The organism is Pseudomonas sp. IT-P44 (assembly GCF_949768225.1).
GTDB lineage: Bacteria > Pseudomonadota > Gammaproteobacteria > Pseudomonadales > Pseudomonadaceae > Aquipseudomonas > Aquipseudomonas migulae.
The window spans coordinates 318,728-336,670 of the sequence record NZ_CATKQM010000024.1 but is presented as its reverse complement, the minus strand read 5'-3'; the positions used below and the strand labels follow the sequence as shown (position 1 = coordinate 336,670).

The 17,943-nt window shown below is 60.1% G+C and carries 13 protein-coding genes; 11 read left to right on the top strand and 2 right to left on the bottom strand.

Going from position 1 to position 17,943, the window contains the following annotated elements; genetic code table 11:
- Positions 1-167: 167 nt before the first annotated feature.
- From ACM6IO_RS15160 to ACM6IO_RS15135, 6 genes are all read left to right on the top strand, one after another.
- Positions 168-1,163 carry a GlxA family transcriptional regulator gene (locus tag ACM6IO_RS15160; protein WP_008038932.1) on the top strand — a complete coding sequence of 332 codons (996 nt, stop codon included), beginning with the start codon at positions 168-170 and terminating at the stop codon, positions 1,161-1,163.
- Between the two features lie 337 nt (positions 1,164-1,500).
- The gene (locus ACM6IO_RS15155; RefSeq protein WP_192228271.1) at positions 1,501-2,190 is read left to right on the top strand and encodes an ABC transporter permease; all 690 of its coding nucleotides are present in this window, start codon (positions 1,501-1,503) and stop codon (positions 2,188-2,190) included.
- The gene (locus tag ACM6IO_RS15150) at positions 2,187-3,185 is read left to right on the top strand and encodes an ABC transporter ATP-binding protein (RefSeq protein WP_192228270.1); all 999 of its coding nucleotides are present in this window, start codon (positions 2,187-2,189) and stop codon (positions 3,183-3,185) included. The genes ACM6IO_RS15155 and ACM6IO_RS15150 overlap by 4 nt, the downstream gene beginning before the upstream one ends.
- A 14-nt stretch (positions 3,186-3,199) precedes the next feature.
- Positions 3,200-3,856, top strand: coding sequence for an ABC transporter permease (locus ACM6IO_RS15145; protein WP_223553164.1), 657 nt, complete (start codon positions 3,200-3,202; stop codon positions 3,854-3,856).
- Positions 3,857-3,910: 54 nt separating this feature from the next.
- Positions 3,911-4,792: a glycine betaine ABC transporter substrate-binding protein gene (locus tag ACM6IO_RS15140; RefSeq protein WP_223553166.1), complete on the top strand. Its 882-nt coding sequence runs from the start codon at positions 3,911-3,913 to the stop codon at positions 4,790-4,792.
- Positions 4,793-4,872: 80 nt separating this feature from the next.
- Positions 4,873-6,417: an amidase family protein gene (locus ACM6IO_RS15135; RefSeq protein ID WP_414911769.1), complete on the top strand. Its 1,545-nt coding sequence runs from the start codon at positions 4,873-4,875 to the stop codon at positions 6,415-6,417.
- Positions 6,418-6,799: 382 nt separating this feature from the next.
- On the opposite strand, the gene ACM6IO_RS15130 is transcribed toward ACM6IO_RS15135, so the two are convergent.
- A complete protein-coding gene (locus ACM6IO_RS15130) occupies positions 6,800-7,684 on the bottom strand; it encodes a LysR substrate-binding domain-containing protein (protein ID WP_192228267.1) in 885 nt (294 codons plus the stop codon).
- 156 nt (positions 7,685-7,840) lie between these two features.
- Here ACM6IO_RS15130 and ACM6IO_RS15125 point away from each other — a divergent pair, with 156 nt between their 5' ends.
- Positions 7,841-10,864 (top strand): FAD-binding and (Fe-S)-binding domain-containing protein, encoded by a 3,024-nt coding sequence (locus tag ACM6IO_RS15125; RefSeq protein WP_414911768.1) that lies wholly within the window; start codon positions 7,841-7,843, stop codon positions 10,862-10,864.
- Between the two features lie 11 nt (positions 10,865-10,875).
- Here the strand turns inward: ACM6IO_RS15125 and ACM6IO_RS15120 are convergent, their stop codons facing one another.
- On the bottom strand, positions 10,876-11,463 hold the full coding sequence (locus tag ACM6IO_RS15120; RefSeq protein ID WP_414911767.1) for a TetR/AcrR family transcriptional regulator: 588 nt from the start codon (positions 11,461-11,463) through the stop codon (positions 10,876-10,878).
- Between the two features lie 171 nt (positions 11,464-11,634).
- On the opposite strand from ACM6IO_RS15120, the gene ACM6IO_RS15115 reads away from it, so the two are divergent.
- From ACM6IO_RS15115 to ACM6IO_RS15100, 4 genes are all read left to right on the top strand, one after another.
- Positions 11,635-11,913, top strand: a complete 279-nt coding sequence (locus ACM6IO_RS15115; protein WP_008038901.1) for a LysR family transcriptional regulator — start codon at positions 11,635-11,637, stop codon at positions 11,911-11,913.
- Positions 11,914-12,052: 139 nt separating this feature from the next.
- Positions 12,053-13,297: a multidrug efflux RND transporter periplasmic adaptor subunit MexE gene (gene mexE, locus ACM6IO_RS15110; protein WP_414911766.1), complete on the top strand. Its 1,245-nt coding sequence runs from the start codon at positions 12,053-12,055 to the stop codon at positions 13,295-13,297.
- Positions 13,298-13,308: 11 nt separating this feature from the next.
- Complete coding sequence (locus tag ACM6IO_RS15105; RefSeq protein WP_414911765.1) at positions 13,309-16,503, top strand: efflux RND transporter permease subunit; 3,195 nt, start codon at positions 13,309-13,311, stop codon at positions 16,501-16,503.
- Positions 16,500-17,918 (top strand): efflux transporter outer membrane subunit, encoded by a 1,419-nt coding sequence (locus ACM6IO_RS15100; protein ID WP_414911764.1) that lies wholly within the window; start codon positions 16,500-16,502, stop codon positions 17,916-17,918. The genes ACM6IO_RS15105 and ACM6IO_RS15100 overlap by 4 nt, the downstream gene beginning before the upstream one ends.
- Positions 17,919-17,943 lie beyond the last annotated feature (25 nt).

Genomic DNA, 17,943 nt, shown 5'->3' with positions numbered 1-17,943 from the left:
TCCTGCGGGACCTTGCAATGAGGTCCCGCAGCGTTCGTCGTTGCGAGGAATCGATCTGGCTGAATGTGTCCCAAGGCCCTAACATAGCGTGTCCAAAGCCACTCCCTCGGGCTGGCCTGAGCCGTGATGTCTGAACGGCTGGACCCACTCATGACAAGGATCTGGCGATGACAAGCCCCATTGAAGCAGCGACGCCAGTGAACGGTTACACAACCAAGCGAATCGGCCTGCTCATACTCCCTCAGTTTTCCATGATGGCATTGGCTGGCGCCAGCGAGCCGCTGCGGGCGGCGAACCGGCTTTCCGGGAAAACGCTGTATGAGTGGACCCTGCTCACGGAGTCCGGCGGGCCGGTCAGTTCCAGCAGTGGTATCGAAATCCAGACCGTGCCGATTGATCAAGCGCCCGAGGTCGATCGCGTTTTTGTCCTGGCGAGCCTGGACATCGAACATCAGAAACCGCCGAAAATGCTGCGCTTTCTACAGCGCGCTGCGTCCCGTGGCGTCACCGTTGGCGCACTGAGTACCGGTACGTTCATTCTTGCCCGTGCCGGGCTGCTGGAAGGGAAGCGGTGCACGCTGCACTGGGAGTCGATCGGTCAGTTTGCCGAAGAGTTTCCCACCATCGAAGTCACCAAAGAACTGTACGTCAACCATGGAAATCGCTGGACCTGCGCCGGGGGAACGGCGGCCATCGACCTCATGCTGGCGCAGATCGCGCTGGACTTCGGTAACCCGCTGGCCGCGAGCATCGCCGAGCAATTCCTGCACGCGCGGATACGGGCGCCGGAAGAACATCAGCGGATGTCGATCCAGTGGCGATTCGGGATTCACGATCGACGGCTCACGGCGGCCATTGCCGCCATGGAGGACAACCTGGAAAACATTGTCGGCATCGAAGAGATCGCCGACCGGTGCAATCTGTCCCATCGTCAGCTGGAGCGCTTGTGGCACCAGCACTTCGGGATGACCCCGAAAAAATTCTATCTGGAGCTCAGGCTCAACGAAGCACGCCGATTGCTGCGTGAAAGCACCCAGCCCATTGCGTCCATTGCCTACAGCTGCGGCTTCGTTTCTGCCTCGCATCTGGGGGCCGCCTACCGTCGCGTGTGGGGATGCACGCCGGGTGAAGAGCGGCGGAAATTTGATGATGCCCATTCCTGATTTCAGCCCTTGGTAAATTGGCGTCAATCCCTCGCCAACCCCCACCGAGCAATCCTCCCCGCAAAACCCAATAGCTAGCTAATGACTTGGCCCGACAGCAGGTGCGCACTGGCGGGCCTGGGTGATTTGGCGATCCTGTATGCTTTCTTCATGACTCGATCCTTCACATCGCACCGCACGCGGTCGGGTCTCGTGACGTCGGTTTTTTGATAGAAATCGTCGAACTCAAAGCGCAGGCTCCGTTCGTGAGCGCGGTAAGGTTCCTTACAAATCCGGCGTCCACTTCCAGATGCTCAGCCGGCAAAAACAACAATGACGTAAAGAAGGCCTATCAACCATGGAAACCTTGAGTTTCATTCTGGAAAACGGCGGGCTGATCAGCCTGCTCCTCGGACAGCACCTGCTCATCGTGGCGGTAGCGGTGGGGCTGGCGATTCTGACCGGCGTGCCTGTCGGGATCGCGATATCCCAGCACCCCAGAACCCGCCGGTGGGTCCTGGCCTTCGCCGCTGTGCTGATGACTATTCCTTCTGCCGCGCTGTTCGGGCTGATGATTCCGGTCTTGTCCCTGATTGGCTATGGGATCGGCGTTGTACCGGCGGTCATTGCGCTGTTTCTGTATTCGCAGTTGCCCATCATCCGCAACACCACCACCGCGATCTCCAATATCGATCCTGCCTTGCGCGAAGCGGCAATCGGGATGGGCATGTCCACCTGGCAACGGCTGCGCAAGGTCGAGCTGCCGATTGCGGTCCCTCTGATCATGGCCGGCGTCAGGATGGCTACGGTCATCAATATCGGGATCGCCGCCATCGCCGCCTACATCGGCGCTGGTGGTCTGGGCAGCCTGATCATTCGCGGCATCGCCCAATCGGATACCCGGCAGCTGCTGGCCGGCGCCATCGTCATCAGCGTCATTGCCATTGCGGCTGACTATGCCCTGTACGCCTTGCAGCGCCTCCTGACGCCGAAAGGCCTGAACAAGAACAAAGTGGCCACTGGCCGAATGAAGGAAGCGACGACGTGATCCAGATCGAAAACCTGAACAAAAAATTTGGCTCAATCACCGCCGTAGAAGATGTCTCGTTCAACGTTGAAGAGGGACAGATCTGCGTACTGCTCGGGCCGTCGGGTTGTGGCAAAACCACGACGCTGAAGATGATCAACCGCCTGATCACGCCCACGTCGGGCACCATCAGAATCGGTGGTCGCGATACGGCCGAACTGGACAGCGTCACGCTCAAGCGATCCATCGGCTACGTGATTCAGCAAGTCGGTCTGTTCCCGAACATGACCGTCGAGGAAAACATTTGCGTCGTCCCCAATCTGTTGGGTTGGGACAAGAACAAAAGCCGCAAGCGAGCGGCGGAATTACTGGAAGTGGTCGCGCTGGATCCGTCGAAATTCCTCAAGCGCTACCCGTGTGAACTCTCGGGTGGCCAACAGCAGCGCGTCGGGGTTGCCCGCGCCTTGGCCGCGGACCCGCCGGTGATGTTGATGGACGAACCGTTTGGTGCGATCGACCCGATCAACCGGGATGTGATCCAGGACGAGTTCATGCGCATCCAGCGCCAGGTCGGGAAGACCGTGCTCTTTGTCAGTCACGACATCGACGAAGCCGTGAAGATGGCGGACTGTGTCGCGCTGTTCCACAACGGCAAGATCGAGCAGTTCGGCAGCTCGGATGACCTGTTGGCCCGGCCCAACAGCGAGTTCGTGGCGAATTTCATGGGCGGCGACCGGATCATGAAGCGCCTGCGTCTGCTGCGGGCGGCGGATGTCGCCAGCAAGATCCCGCCAAGGGAACAGATGCAGATCGTGGGCGGCAACAGCGCCATCTCCACACGCTCGCAACTGGTGGTGAAACCCGGAGATGACCTGCGCCAGGTGCTTTCGCAGCTACTGGGGCGCGGCCAGGACTGGGCGCTGTGCAACGACAGCGACGGGCGCTTTATCGGCTACGTCCATCAGACCGACATCCTGGCAAGGCTTGTCGACAACATTACTCCGGCGGTGCACTGACGATGTCTGACTTGATGATCAGATTTTGGCAAGGGCTTCAGTTTTACTGGGGCGATATCAGCTACCTCACGGTTCAGCATCTGCAGATCGTGGCCATCAGTGGCGCCTTGGCGCTGGCCGTAGCGCTGCCACTCGGCGTCTGGATGAGCCGTCCCGCGAACCAGCGCTACGCCATGGCCAGCATGCAGTTCCTCAATGTCGGGCAGGCGATTCCCAAGCTCGCACTGCTGGCGTTGGCCATGAGCTTCATCGGCGTAGGCAGTGGCGCGGCCATCATCGGCTTGTTTGTCGCGACGTTGTTGCCGGTGGCGGTCAACACCTATGAAGGGTTGCGCGCGGTGCCGCAGCACTTGGTGGAGGCGGCCGAGGCCATGGGCATGACGCCTGCGCAAACCCTGTGGAAAGTCGAAATCCCGAATGCGATGAACGTGATTTTCGCCGGCATCCGCACGGCGCTCGCCATCAACGTCGGTACCGCGCCGCTGGCCTTTCTGGTCGGCGGAGGAGGGCTGGGCGAGTTGATCTTTACTGGCATCGACCTGAACGACTTCGGAATGATGTTGGCCGGGGCCGCGTCAACCGCGCTGTTGGCGATTGCGGTCGACCTGTCGTGCGGTTTGATCCAGAACGTTGCCGTGTCGCGGGGCTTGAGGTTGGCCGGGCGTGAATGAATTAGAAAACCATCGATAAAAACCAATAATACGAGGTGCACCATGATTCATCGAATGCTAGTCAGTCTGATCTGTACGCTGAGTCTTGTTTCAGGTGTCGTGGGCAGTGCTTCTGCCAACAGCACGATAGTGGTCGGCGGCAAGAAGTTCACCGAACAGCAGCTGGTGGCGGAAATGACCACGCAATTGTTGCGCGCCAATGGCTACAACGTCGATAAGCGTCCGGATTTGGGTTCGTCGGTATTACGCGCGGCACAAGAGAACGGTCAGGTCGATGTGTATTGGGAATACACCGGCACTTCGCTGATCACTTACAACAAAGTCATGGACAAGCTGAGTGCCGAGGAAACGTATAAGAAGATCAGCACCCTTGATGCAGAGAAGGGCATCACGTGGTTGAACCCGTCAAAAGCCAACAACACTTACGCATTTGCCATGCGTAAGGACGAGGCCGATAAGGATGGCATCGTCTCGATCAGCGACCTGGCAAAAAACATCGGAGCAGGCAAAGTCTATAAATTCGCCTCCAACGCTGAGTTCTTTTCGCGGCCCGATGGCTTGCAGCCTCTTCAAAAGACCTACGACTTTGAGTTCGAACGCAAGAACGTCGTGCGCATGGACGGTGGGCTGACCTATCAGGCGCTTCGGGATGGCCAGGTGAATGTGGCGTTGGTGCTGTCGACTGACGGGCGGATTCCAGCCTTTGGCTTTGTTGTGCTGAAGGACGATAAAGGCTTTTTCCCAAGCTATGCGCTGACGCCGGTGATTCGTACTGAAGTCTTCAAAGAGAATCCGAAGATCGGCGAATTGCTCAATGCGCTCTCTTCCAAACTGGACGACGAAACCATTGCCGGCCTCAACTCCCGGGTCGACGTAGGCCGTGAGTCGATCGAGAGCGTGTCCAAGGAATTCCTGCAGCACAGCAAGTTGCTCTAATTCATGCATCACACACATTAACTGTAGGAGCCGGCTTGCTGCGGGCCCTACAGGGGACGCGTTCGCCTGGAGAATCATTAATGCAGTCGATTAAAAAGTTCGTGGCATGGTCATTCGTGATGTTTGCGGCAAGTGCTCAGGCCGATGTCGCCATCGACCACATGACGCTCGCCGATATGCGGCAGGCGTTGAACAACGGGACGATCACTTCCGAGCAACTGGTCAGGCATTACCTGGATAACATTCGCGCCAACAATCACCAGGGCCAAAACATCAACGCGCTGGTGACGATCAATGAAACGGCGATCGAACAGGCGCGGAAATGGGATGCCCAACGAGCCAAAAATCCCACTGCTCAATATGCGCCTCTGGCCGGTATTCCCTTTGTCGCGAAGGACAACTTTGATACCCGCGGCATGGTCACCTCTGGTGGTTCTTATGTGTTGCGTTCCTCTCTGCCGAACCAGGATGCATTCACCGTCAAGAAGCTGATCGACGGGCAAGCGATTCTTCTCGGTAAAGCCAACATGTCCGAACTGGCTGCATCCTTTGGCTGGTTTGGCTACAGCTCGTTTGGCGGGCAGACGCTGAATCCCAACAACACCAAGCGCGATGCGTCTGGCTCCAGCAGCGGCTCGGCTGCGGCGGTGGCGGCGAAATTTGCGCCTTTTGCGTTGGGGTCGGATACCAGCGGGTCGATCCGGGCGCCGGCCAGCGTCACCGGTACCGTGGGCTTTCGACCTTCGCTCGGGCTGATCAGTCGCAGCGGCATCATTCCGCTGTCGCTCGCGTTCGATACCGGTGGAGTGATCACCCGCAGTGTGGTGGATCAGGCAATCGTGCTGGATGCGATCAAGGGCCAGGACAACAGCGATTCCGCGACTCTCGACGTGGCTTCAGACCGCATACAGTTTGAGCAAGCACTGGACCGTACCTCACTGAAAGGCAAGACCATCGGGGTCATCACAAACTTCAAAGGCGCAAACCCTGAGGTGGATGCGGTTTTCACGGCCGCTCAGGAAACGCTTGCCAAGCGGGGGGCTCATGTCGTTGCCATTGACCTGCCAAAGGGCTTTGAAACGCTTTGGAGCGATGTGCTGGGGCCGGTGGGAGAGAGCGAATTCAAGCCGCAATTCGAACGCTACCTGGCAACCCTCGGTGCCAACCAACCGCGGACGCTGGAAGGGTTTCTGGGGCTTGCCAGGAAAAATCAGGCCGAAAATGGTCCGCACGGAATGAACCCGGCGCGCCTGGCCGGGCTGGAAGCGCTATCGAAAACCAATAGCACCGATTCGCCGTTGTACATCTCGATCCTCTCCAGAAAGATTCCGCAATTGCGTGCGCAACTGATGGGCATCATGCAGAAGAACAAAGTGGACAGCCTGTTTTTCGCGACCATCAATTGCCCGGCGTCGGTGGTTCATGGCGTGACGGATGACAGTTACGTCTGCAAGGCCGGTGATACCTATGCGTCTTCGTACATTGCCTCCGCGACCGGGTTCCCCGAGATCACGGTTCCTGCGGGCACCATCAAGGGCAATTTGCCGGTGGGTGTTTCGTTCCTGGGCGGCTATGGGGAAGACGCCAAGGTGGTGAGTTTCGGGTACTCGTTTCTTGAGCGGTAGGTTTGCCTGATGCACCGCGTTGCCCGGATCGCCAGCAAGCCGGCTCCTACAGGATTGGGGTGTTCATTGATCGGGTGAACGACGCATACCTTGTAGGAGCTGGCTTGCCAGCGATGGCGGTTTGTCTGGCACACCGGGTTGCCCGGATCGCCAGCAAGCCGGCTCCTACGGGATTGGGGTGTTCATTGATCGGGTGAGCGACGCCTGCCTTGTAGGAGCTGGCTTGCCAGCGATGGCGGTTTGTCTGGCACACCGGGTTGCCCGGATCGCCGGCAAGCCGGCTCCTACAGGATTGGGGTGAGGCTGGGTCTTGTGTGCGCCGCTGCACTGTAGGAGCCGGCTTGCTGGCGATGCAGACGACGCGGTGCATCGGCGGACGTCGTCATATCTGCGCCAGCAACCAGGTACGGAACGCGATCAGCGACGGCAGCCTTTCGTTGCGCGGTGGATAGGTCAGGTAGTAACTGCGCTGGCTGGCGAAGGGTTGGTCCAGGCTGATCAGCTCGCCGTTGGCCAGCTCGTCGGTCACCAGGATGCGCGGCACCAGACCGATACCAATGCCCGCTCTCACGGCCTGGATCAGGTGTGAAGTGAGTTCGAAACTCGGCCCCAGCCGCATCATTCGATGGGGCAGGCCGTGGTGGCTGAACCACTCACCCCAGACGTTGGCGTTGTTCGCGACGTTGAGCAGCGTCTGTCCGCCGATGCGTTCCGGGGTCCAGGCGTCATGGGCCTCGGCCGCTTCTGGAGAAATGATCACCATCAACTCTTCTGTGTGCAGGCGATGGCTGATCAGGCCCGGCGAGTCGGCCGTGCCGACGACGATCGCGGCATCGATGCCACTGGTTTCGAAGTCGATGGCTTCGATCCGGGAGTTGATGTGCACCAGCATGCCGGGATGGGTTTTGTAGAAGTCATGAAGGCGCGGCAACAACCACTTCGAACCGAACGTGGGCAATGTGGCCAGGCGCAAGGTGCCGCTGCCTGACTGATAAGCCAGCGCCTGCAATGTAGCGCTGCGGATGCGCCCGAGCGCGTCGCTCATTTCCCGCTGGTAAAGACGACCGACGTCGGTCAATTGCACCTGCCGACCTTCGCGACGAAACAGCGTCAGGCCCAGTTGCTGCTCCAGCGCCTGGACTTGCCTGCTGACGGCGCTTTGGGTCAGTGACAGCTCCAGCGCGGCGCGGGTATAGCTTTCATGCCGGGCGGCGGCTTCAAAAGCCAACAGCAAGGACATGGACGGGGTGAGATGGCGGTAATTCATTCGTAAAAGTCATCGATAGCGGCAGGATTATCCGTTTGTCCGGCACCAAAACCTACAGGATCATTGGCTTAGCCGACGACCTGAGGCTGACCTATTAATGCTCAGGCGACAAGTATTTTGATTTCCGTGATTAGACCTACAAGAGATTTTCCAGCGATGATCGCCCAGTTGCCTACCGCTGCACCCGCCGCACAGTACCCGGAATTCCTCCAGGCCTTGCGTGCCGCCGGTTTCCGCGGTCAGCTCAGTGCCGACTACGCCACCCGCACCGTGCTGGCGACCGATAACTCGATTTACCAGCGTCTGCCGCAAGCGGCGGTGTTCCCACTGGATGCAGACGACATCGTGCGCATCGCAACATTGATGGCCGAACCGCGCTTTCGCCAGATCAAGCTGACCCCACGTGGCGGCGGCACCGGCACCAACGGCCAGTCGTTGACCGACGGCATCGTGGTTGACCTGTCGCGACACATGAACACCATCCTCGAAATCAACGTCGCCGAACGTTGGGTGCGGGTGCAGGCGGGCGTGGTCAAAGACCAGCTCAATGCCGCGCTCAAACCTCATGGATTGTTTTTCGCCCCAGAGCTGTCGACGTCCAACCGGGCCACCGTTGGCGGCATGATCAACACGGACGCCAGCGGCCAGGGCAGTTGCACCTACGGCAAGACCCGCGATCACGTGCTGGAGCTGCACAGCGTACTGCTCGGCGGTGAGCGCCTGCACAGCCAGCCGCTGTCCGACGCACAGCTGGAAGCTGCATGTGCGCAACCCGGCCGTATCGGCGAGGTGTACCGCACCGCACGGCAGATCCAGGAAACCCAGGCCGAGCTGATCGAGGCGGTGTTCCCCAAACTCAATCGCTGCCTGACCGGTTACGACCTGGCGCACCTGCGCGACGAGCAGGGGCGTTTCAACCTCAATAGCGTGCTGTGCGGTGCGGAAGGTTCGTTGAGTTACCTCGTCGAAGCCAAGCTCAACGTGCTGCCGATTCCCAAGTATTCGGTGCTGGTGAACGTGCGCTACAGCAGCTTCATGGATGCGCTGCGCGATGCCAATGCATTGCTGGCACACAAGCCGCTGTCCATCGAAACCGTGGACTCCAAAGTGTTGCTGCTGGCGATGAAAGACATCGTCTGGCACAGCGTCGCCGAGTATTTCCCGACGGATGCCGAGCGCCCGACGCTGGGTATCAACCTGGTTGAATTCAGCGGCGAAGACCTGTCGGAGGTGAACGCTCGCGTGGCGTCGTTTGTGACGCATTTGCAGGCCGATACGACGATCGAACGGCTGGGCCACACGCTGGCCGAAGGTGCTGAAGCGGTGACCCGTGTCTACACCATGCGTAAGCGCTCCGTCGGGCTATTGGGCAACGTCGAAGGCGAAGTCCGCCCGCAGCCGTTTGTTGAAGACACCGCCGTACCGCCTGAGAAACTGGCCGACTACATCACCGAGTTCCGCGCATTGCTCGACAGCCATGGCCTGGCCTACGGCATGTTCGGTCACGTCGATGCCGGCGTGTTGCATGTGCGTCCGGCGCTGGACATGAAAGACCCGAAGCAGGCCGCGCTGGTCAAGCCGATTTCCGATGCCGTGGCCGAGCTGACCCGGCGTTATGGCGGGCTGTTGTGGGGCGAGCACGGCAAGGGTTTGCGCTCGGAATATGTCCCCGATTTTTTTGGCGAACTGTACCCGGCGCTGCAATCGCTCAAGGGCGCGTTCGACCCGCACAATCAGCTCAACCCCGGCAAGATCTGCACCCCGCCGGATGCAGCCCAAGGCTTGCTCAAGGTTAACGAAGTGACGCTGCGCGGTGATCTGGATCGACAAATCGATGAACGCGTTTGGCAGAGTTTCGGTAGCGCCGTGCACTGCAACGGCAACGGCGCTTGCTACAACTATGACCCCAACGATGCGATGTGCCCCTCGTGGAAAGCCACCCGGGAACGCCAGCATTCGCCGAAGGGCAGGGCGTCATTGATTCGCGAGTGGTTGCGTCTGCAAGGCGCGGCCAATATTGATGTGTTGCAAGCGGCCCGGGGCAAGTTGACGTGGTTGAGCGGGTTGCCGACGCGACTGCGCAACAACCTGGCGCGCTCGCGCGGCGAGGCGGATTTCTCCCATGAGGTGTACGACGCCATGGCAGGCTGCCTGGCCTGTAAATCCTGCGCGGGACAATGCCCGGTCAAGGTCAATGTCCCGGAATTCCGCTCGCGTTTTCTCGAGCTGTATCACGGTCGCTATCAACGCCCGATGCGCGATTATCTGATCGGCTCGCTGGAGTTCACCATTCCCTACATGGCCTACGCGCCGGGCCTGTACAACGCGGTGATGGGTTCGAATTGGGTGAGTCGTTTGCTGGAGCGACACGTCGGCATGCTCGACAGTCCGCTGATCCACCGCTTCGACCTGCAGAACACGTTGACCCGCTGCAAAGTCGCTGTCGCCAGCGTGCCCGCCCTGCGCGAACTGACTGCCGCGCAACGTGAGCGAAGCGTGGTGTTGGTGCAGGACGCCTTCACCCGCTACTTTGAAACGCCGCTGTTGGCGAGCTATATCCAGTTGGCGCATCAGTTGGGCTACCGCGTGTTTCTGGCGCCCTACAGTGCCAACGGCAAGCCTTTGCACGTGCAGGGTTTCCTCGGTGCATTCGCCAAAGCGGCGATCCGCAACGCCAATCAGCTCAAGGCCCTGGCCGACTGTGGCGTGCCGTTGGTTGGCCTGGACCCGGCGATGACGCTGGTCTATCGCCAGGAATATCAGAAAGTGCCGGGCCTCGACGGCTGCCCGAAAGTCTTACTGCCCCAGGAGTGGCTGGTTGATGTGTTGCCTGAAAGGTCCCGTCACGCTGATCAGACGTTCCGTTTGATGGCGCACTGCACCGAGAAGACCAACGTCCCGGCCAGCACCTCGCAATGGGAAACCGTGTTTGCCAGGCTTGGGCTGAAGCTGGTGACCGAGGCAACCGGCTGTTGCGGCATGTCGGGCACCTACGGCCATGAAGCGCGTAACCAGGAGACCTCGCGGACTATCTTCGAGCAGTCATGGGCGGGCAAGCTGGACAAGGCGGGTGAAGCACTGGCGACGGGGTATTCGTGCCGCAGCCAGGTCAAGCGCCTGGCCAGCAAGCAACTGCGTCACCCGCTGGAGGTGGTGTTGGAGCATGTGCTCGTTGAGTGAAGAGTAGGGCGTCAGTCCGGAACGCCTGCCTGCTCTTCTTTCTCTGGAACAGCAGGCCAGGCATTGATCACCGATTGCAGGAACTGCCCGGACAACTCCGGGTTGTCCAACGCCCTGGCAATCAACATCGCCCCGGCTATCGATGACAGGATGCGCAGCGATTCCTGGTATTTCTCCTCGTGACTTTCCCCCTCGACCAGTGCCATCAACGTTTCGATCAAACGCTCGACGCCTTTGGTGAAGGAGTTGCTGACGGTCCCGCCGGCGCGGGCAACATCAGCGCCCAATGCCGGGATAGGGCAGCCCTCGGTCCAGTTATCCAGGTGCCCTTGCGTCAGGTAACCCTTGATGAGCTCGGGAATGGATTTGGCGTCCCGCCAGTCCTGGATATTGGACTCGAACGTGCGGGTGACGGCTTCTGAAGCCAACTGCTCCTTGCCGCCCGGAAACTGTCCGTAAAAGCCGCCATGGGTCAGGCCCACGGAACGGGACAGTTCACCAATGCCGATGCCGTCGATTCCCTTTTCCCGATACAGCCGGGACGCGGCCGTGAGGATCGCCTCTTTGTTCGCGGCGGCCTGGTCTTTCGTGACTTTCATGAGACTGCTCCTGTCGCCAGGTCGGCATCGCTTGGGAAAAGCTGTGCTGAGAGGCTGGTATTGATGATGCGCGTCATATAAAGTCGCTGCAATGGCTTTTCCGGTATCGACTCAAGTCTGGCGGATTCCCCGCCTGTGGCTCAAGTCAAAATCTCTACGTGGACCTGCCCCATGAAACGTAATGATCTGCACAGTATCGATCTGAATCTGCTGGTGGTATTCGACACGCTGATTCAGGAGCGAAACCTCACCCGCACCGCTGAGAAACTGTCGCTGGGCCAGCCCGCCATCAGCGCGGCGCTGGTGCGTTTGCGCAAGTTGTTCAACGACCCTTTGTTCGAGCGCATCGGTCGCCGAATGGTGCCCACTCCACGGGCATTGAGTGCGGCGCAGACGCTGGGGCCGGCGCTGGATTGCGTGTGTTCGGCAATCGCTCACAAGAGGGGTTAACCGGGTCGCCCCTTTTTTTGTCCTTAAACATGACGGCTATCATTAATGATGATAGCCAACTTCACTCCGTTCGATTCGTCGTGACCTCGCGCGAGGCCGAGAATCCGCAAAATCCCAAACCGTCTGGCGGACACACCCCATGGAACAGTCACTCAAACCTTTGCGTTATCCCCTGGCTGCGTTGGCGCTGCTGATGCTTGCCGCGTGTGAACGTACACCCAGTGCCGCACAGGCTCCGGGGGCGCCGCACGTCACCGTCGCCAAAGTGCTCGAGCAGCCCATTACCGAGTGGGATGAAGTCACCGCTCGCCTGGAAGCACCGGAAACCGTCGAGGTTCGTCCACGGGTGTCGGGCCAGATTGAACGCGTGGCCTTTACCGATGGCGCGCTGGTGAAGAAGGGCGACTTGCTGTTCCAGATTGATCCACGGCCGTTCGAACATGAGGTGCATCGCATCGAGGCGCAGCTGCAACAGGCACGCGCCACCTTGGTCCGCACCGGCAACGAAGCGCAGCGCGGCCAACGTCTATTAAGCAGCAACGCGATCTCCGCAGAGCTCGCCGACACCCGCACGACCACGGCGCAAGAAGCCAGGGCCGGTGTCGATGCCATTCAGGCGCAGTTGGATCTGGCGCGTTTGAACCTCAGCTTCACCCGCGTTACCGCGCCGATCACCGGCCGCGTCAGCCGTGCGGAAATCACCGCCGGCAACATCGTGACCGCCGACACCACCGCGCTGACCAGCGTGGTCTCCACGGACAAGGTCTACGCCTATTTCGATGCGGACGAGCGCATGTTCCTCAAGTACAGCCTGCTTTCCCGCCAGGGTCAGCGCGGTCAAGCCACGCCGGTGTACATGGGCCTGTCGAACGAGGAGGGCAACAGCCACCTCGGGCAGATGAACTTCGTCGACAACCAGGTCAATCCGAAAACCGGCACCATCCGTGGTCGCGCGGTGTTCGACAACACGGACGGCCAGTACACCCCCGGCCTGTATGCCCGGTTGAAACTGGTGGGCAGCGCCGCCTATCCCGGCCTGTTGATCAAGGACGAAGCGGTGGGCACCGACCTTGGCAAAAAATTCGTGCTGGTGGTCGATCAGGACAACAAAGCGGTTTATCGCAGCGTCGATCTGGGGCCGAAGCTTGAAGGCTTGCGCATCGTGCGCAGCGGCTTGCAGAAAGACGATCGCATCGTCATCAACGGCCTGCAGCGCGTGCGGCCCGGCGCGGTGATCGACCCGCAGGATGCGCCGATGGCCAGCCCGGAAACCGTCGCCACACTGGCTCGCCAGCGCCAGGCCATCGAAGCCTCCAATCAGCCGGCTGCCGTTAAATCACCTGCCCTGGTGAAAGCGGATTCTGCCGCTGCACCTCGCGGATAAGGAGCACCGACATGAAGTTCTCCCAGTTCTTTATCACGCGGCCGATCTTCGCGGCGGTGCTGTCGCTGCTGATCCTGATCGCCGGCGCGATCTCGCTGTTCCAGTTGCCGATCAGTGAATATCCGGAAGTGGTTCCACCGACCGTCGTCGTTCACGCCAACTACCCGGGCGCCAACCCGAAAGTCATCGGCGAAACCGTGGCAGCCCCTTTGGAGCAAGCCATTACCGGCGTCGAGAACATGCTGTACATGTCCTCGCAATCCACGGCTGATGGCCGGCTTACCCTTACGGTGACCTTCGCGTTGGGCACCGACCTGGACAACGCCCAGGTCCAGGTCCAGAACCGCGTGACCCGTACCGAGCCCAAGCTGCCCGAGGAAGTGACGCGTATCGGTATCACCGTCGACAAGGCGTCCCCCGAGCTGACGTTGCTGGTGCACTTGGTGTCGCCGGACAAACGCTACGACATGCTCTACCTGTCCAACTACGCGATCCTCAACGTCAAGGACGAGCTGTCACGTTTGGAAGGGATCGGCGATGTGAAGATGTTCGGCATTGGCGATTACTCGCTGCGTATCTGGCTCGATCCGGACAAAACCGCCTCGCGCAATCTGACTGCCACTGATGTGGTCACTGCGGTGCGTGAACAGAACCGTCAAGTCGCCGCTGGGCAACTGGGTTCGCCGCCGGCGCCGAATGCCACCAGCTTCCAGATGTCGATCAACTCGCAAGGGCGGTTGGTCAGCGAAGAAGAGTTTGAAAACGTGATCGTGCGCAGTGGTCCGAACGGCGAAATCACGCGCCTGAGGGACATTGCCCGGATCGAACTGGGTTCCAACCAGTACGCCTTGCGCGCCTTGCTCAACAACCAGGAAGCGGTGGCGATGCCGATCTTCCAGCGGCCGGGTTCCAACGCCATCGACGTCTCCGACCAGGTGCGGGCGAAGATGGCCGAGCTGAAGAAAAACTTCCCGGAAGGTATGGATTACGAGATCGTCTACGACCCGACGATTTTCGTCCGCAGTTCGATTGAGGCGGTGGTGCACACGCTGTTTGAAGCACTGATTCTCGTGGTGCTGGTCGTCATCCTGTTCCTGCAAACCTGGCGCGCGTCGATCATTCCATTGGTGGCCGTGCCTGTGTCGCTGATCGGTACGTTTGCCGTGATGCACCTACTCGGATTTTCGCTCAACGCGCTGTCGCTGTTCGGCCTGGTACTCGCCATCGGGATCGTGGTCGACGATGCCATTGTGGTGGTGGAGAACGTCGAACGAAACATTGAATCCGGACTGGAGCCGGTCGAAGCGACCAAGAAAGCCATGGGCGAAGTGACCGGGCCGATCATCGCCACGGCGCTGGTGCTGTGCGCGGTATTCGTGCCAGCCGCATTCATCTCCGGGCTGACAGGGCAGTTCTATAAGCAGTTCGCGTTGACCATCGCGATCTCCACGGTGATCTCGGCGTTCAACTCCCTGACCTTGTCACCGGCGTTGGCAGCGGTGTTGCTCAAGGCTCATGGCGCACCGAAAGACCGGTTCTCCAGAGTGCTGGATCGTTTGCTCGGTGGCTGGCTGTTCAAACCGTTCAACCGTTTCTTCGAAAAGGCCAGTCACGGCTACATGGTTGCCGTGGCCAAAGTCATTCGTGGCAGCAGCGTGGCGTTGTTGGTGTACGCCGGTCTGATCGCCATGACCTGGATGGGTTTCAGCACCACGCCGACCGGCTTCGTGCCGACCCAGGACAAAAAGTACCTGGTGACTTTCGCGCAACTGCCGGATGCCGCGAGTCTCGACCGCACCGAATCGGTGATCCGTCGCATGAGCACCATCGCCATGAACGAGCCGGGTTTCGACAGTGCCGTGGCATTCCCGGGCCTTTCAATCAACGGTTTCACCAACAGCCCGAACGCCGGTATTGCGTTCATCGGCTTGAGTTCGTTTGAAGAGCGTAAAGACCCGAGCCTGTCTGCCAAGGCGATTTCCGCCTCGCTCAATGGCAAGTTCGGCGGCATTCAGGACGCCTACATCGCCGTGTTCCCGCCACCTCCCGTACAAGGCCTGGGCACGATTGGCGGCTTCCGTCTGCAGATCGAAGACCGTGGCAACCTGGGCTACGACGAGTTGTACAAAGAGACGATGAACATCATCGCCAAGAGCCGTAGCACGCCGGAGCTGGCCAACCTGTTCACCAGTTACACCGTCAACGTGCCGCAGGTCGAAGCCGCCATTGACCGGGAAAAAGCCAAGACTCACGGGGTGAAGATCAACGATATTTTCGACACCTTGCAGGTCTACCTGGGCTCGCTGTACGCCAACGACTTCAACCGTTTTGGCCGGACCTATCAGGTCAACGTGCAGGCCGAGCAGCAGTTCCGCCAGGAGCCTGAACAGATCGGTCAGTTGAAGGTGCGCAATGATCGCGGCGAAATGATTCCGCTGGCCACGTTCGTCAAGGTCAGCCCGACGTCAGGCCCTGACCGGGTCTCGCACTACAACGGTTTCCTCACCGCAGAAATCAACGGCAGCGCCGCCCCCGGCTACAGCTCCGGACAGGCACAAGCCGCGATTGAAAAGTTGCTCAAGGAAGAGTTGCCCAACGGCATGACGTACGAGTGGACCGACCTGACCTACCAGCAAATCCTGTCGGGCAACACGGCGCTTCTGGTGTTCCCGCTCTGCGTGCTGTTGGCGTTCCTGGTGCTGGCGGCGCTGTATGAAAGCTGGAGCCTGCCATTGGCGGTGATCCTGATTGTGCCGATGACCCTGCTGTCGGCGATTGCCGGGGTGATCATTTCCAAGGGCGACAACAACATCTTCACCCAGATCGGCCTGATCGTACTGGTCGGCCTGGCCTGCAAGAACGCGATCCTGATCGTCGAGTTCGCCAAGGATAAACAGGACCAGGGCATGTCGCCGCTGGATGCAGTGCTGGACGCTTGCCGCATGCGTCTGCGACCGATTCTGATGACGTCCTTCGCGTTCATCATGGGGGTGATTCCGCTGGTGACGTCCACGGGTGCCGGCTCGGAAATGCGCCGTGCGATGGGTGTCGCGGTGTTCTCCGGAATGCTCGGCGTGACCTTCTTCGGGTTGCTGCTGACGCCCGTGTTCTTCGTGCTGATTCGTCGCTACATCGAGCGCAAAAACGCGCACAAGGTCACCAAGGCACATCAGGCAAACGCGCTCAATCAGGAGGCACATTCATGAACACCTTGAAGCTTTTTTTACCCAGCCTTCTGGTCGTCGCGCTCGGCGCCTGCACGGTAGGTCCCGACTACAAAACGCCTGACACCGCGCCCGCCAACGTCGTGTCTGCCCAAGGCAGTGCCTACGATCAATCGCGATTTGAAACGGTGTGGTGGCAACAGTTTGATGACCCCACGCTCAATCAGTTGGTGAGCAAATCCCTGGAGGGCAACCGCGACTTGCGCGTCGCGTTTGCCCGCTGGAAAGCCGCCCGGGCGATTCGTGATGACGTCAGCAATGACAATTTGCCGGTCGTCACCAGCCGCGTCAGCAGCCAGCATGGCAAGTCGCAAGTGCCTGGCCTGACCGAAAGCCGCGTCAATATCGAACGCTACGACCTGGGCCTCGACATGGCTTGGGAAGTCGATCTGTTCGGCCGGATCCAGCGTCAACTGGAATCCAGCAGCGCCCAGGAAGACGCTGCCGCCGCAGACTTGTATCAGCTTCGCGTGACAATGATCGCCGAGCTGGTGGATGCCTACGGCCAATTGCGCGGCGCGCAGTTGCGGGAAAAAATTGCCCTGGCCAACCTGAAGAATCAGCAGGATTCGCGCAGCGTGACGGTCAGCCTGCGCGATGCCGGCGTGGGCAATGAGCTTGACGTGGTGCGTGCCGACGCACGTTTGGCGGCTGTCGAGGCGACGGTTCCGCAACTGCAAGCGGAACAGGTGCGGCAGAAAAACCGCATCGCCACGCTGTTGGGTGAACGCCCGGATACGTTGAGCGTGTCGTTGAGTCCTGCGCAGTTGCCCGCCATCGCCAAAGCATTGCCGATCGGTGATCCCGCCGAGCTGCTGCGCCGGCGTCCCGATGTGCTCGCCGCTGAGCGCAGGCTGGCGTCCTCCACGGCGGAAATCGGCGTGGCCACCGCCGACCTGTTCCCGAGAGTGAGCTTGAGCGGCTTCCTCGGTTTCACCGCTGGCCGTGGATCGCAGATTGGTTCCAGTGCCGCCAGAGCCTGGGGATTGGGACCGAGTATTACCTGGGCAGCTTTTGACCTGGGCAGTGTGCGAGCGCGCATCCGGGGCGCCGACGCGAATGCCGAAGGCGCCTTGGCCACCTACGAACAGCAAGTGCTGCTGGCGCTGGAAGAGTCGGAAAACGCCTTCAGCGACTACGGCAAACGCCAGCAGCGGCTGCTGTCGTTGATCCGGCAAAGTGAGTCCAGCCGAGCGGCTGCAGACCTGGCGGCGATCCAGTACAAGGAAGGCACGGTGGATTATCTGGTTTTGCTCGATGCGCAGCGTGAACGCCTGAACGCCGAGGATGCGCAGGCGTTGGGTGAGACTGATCAGTACCGGGGCATCGTCGCGATCTATAAGGCGTTGGGAGGAGGGTGGGACAGTGGCGGCAAAAAAGTGGTAACCACGAACTGATACCGGTGTGAGATCTGTCGCCCTA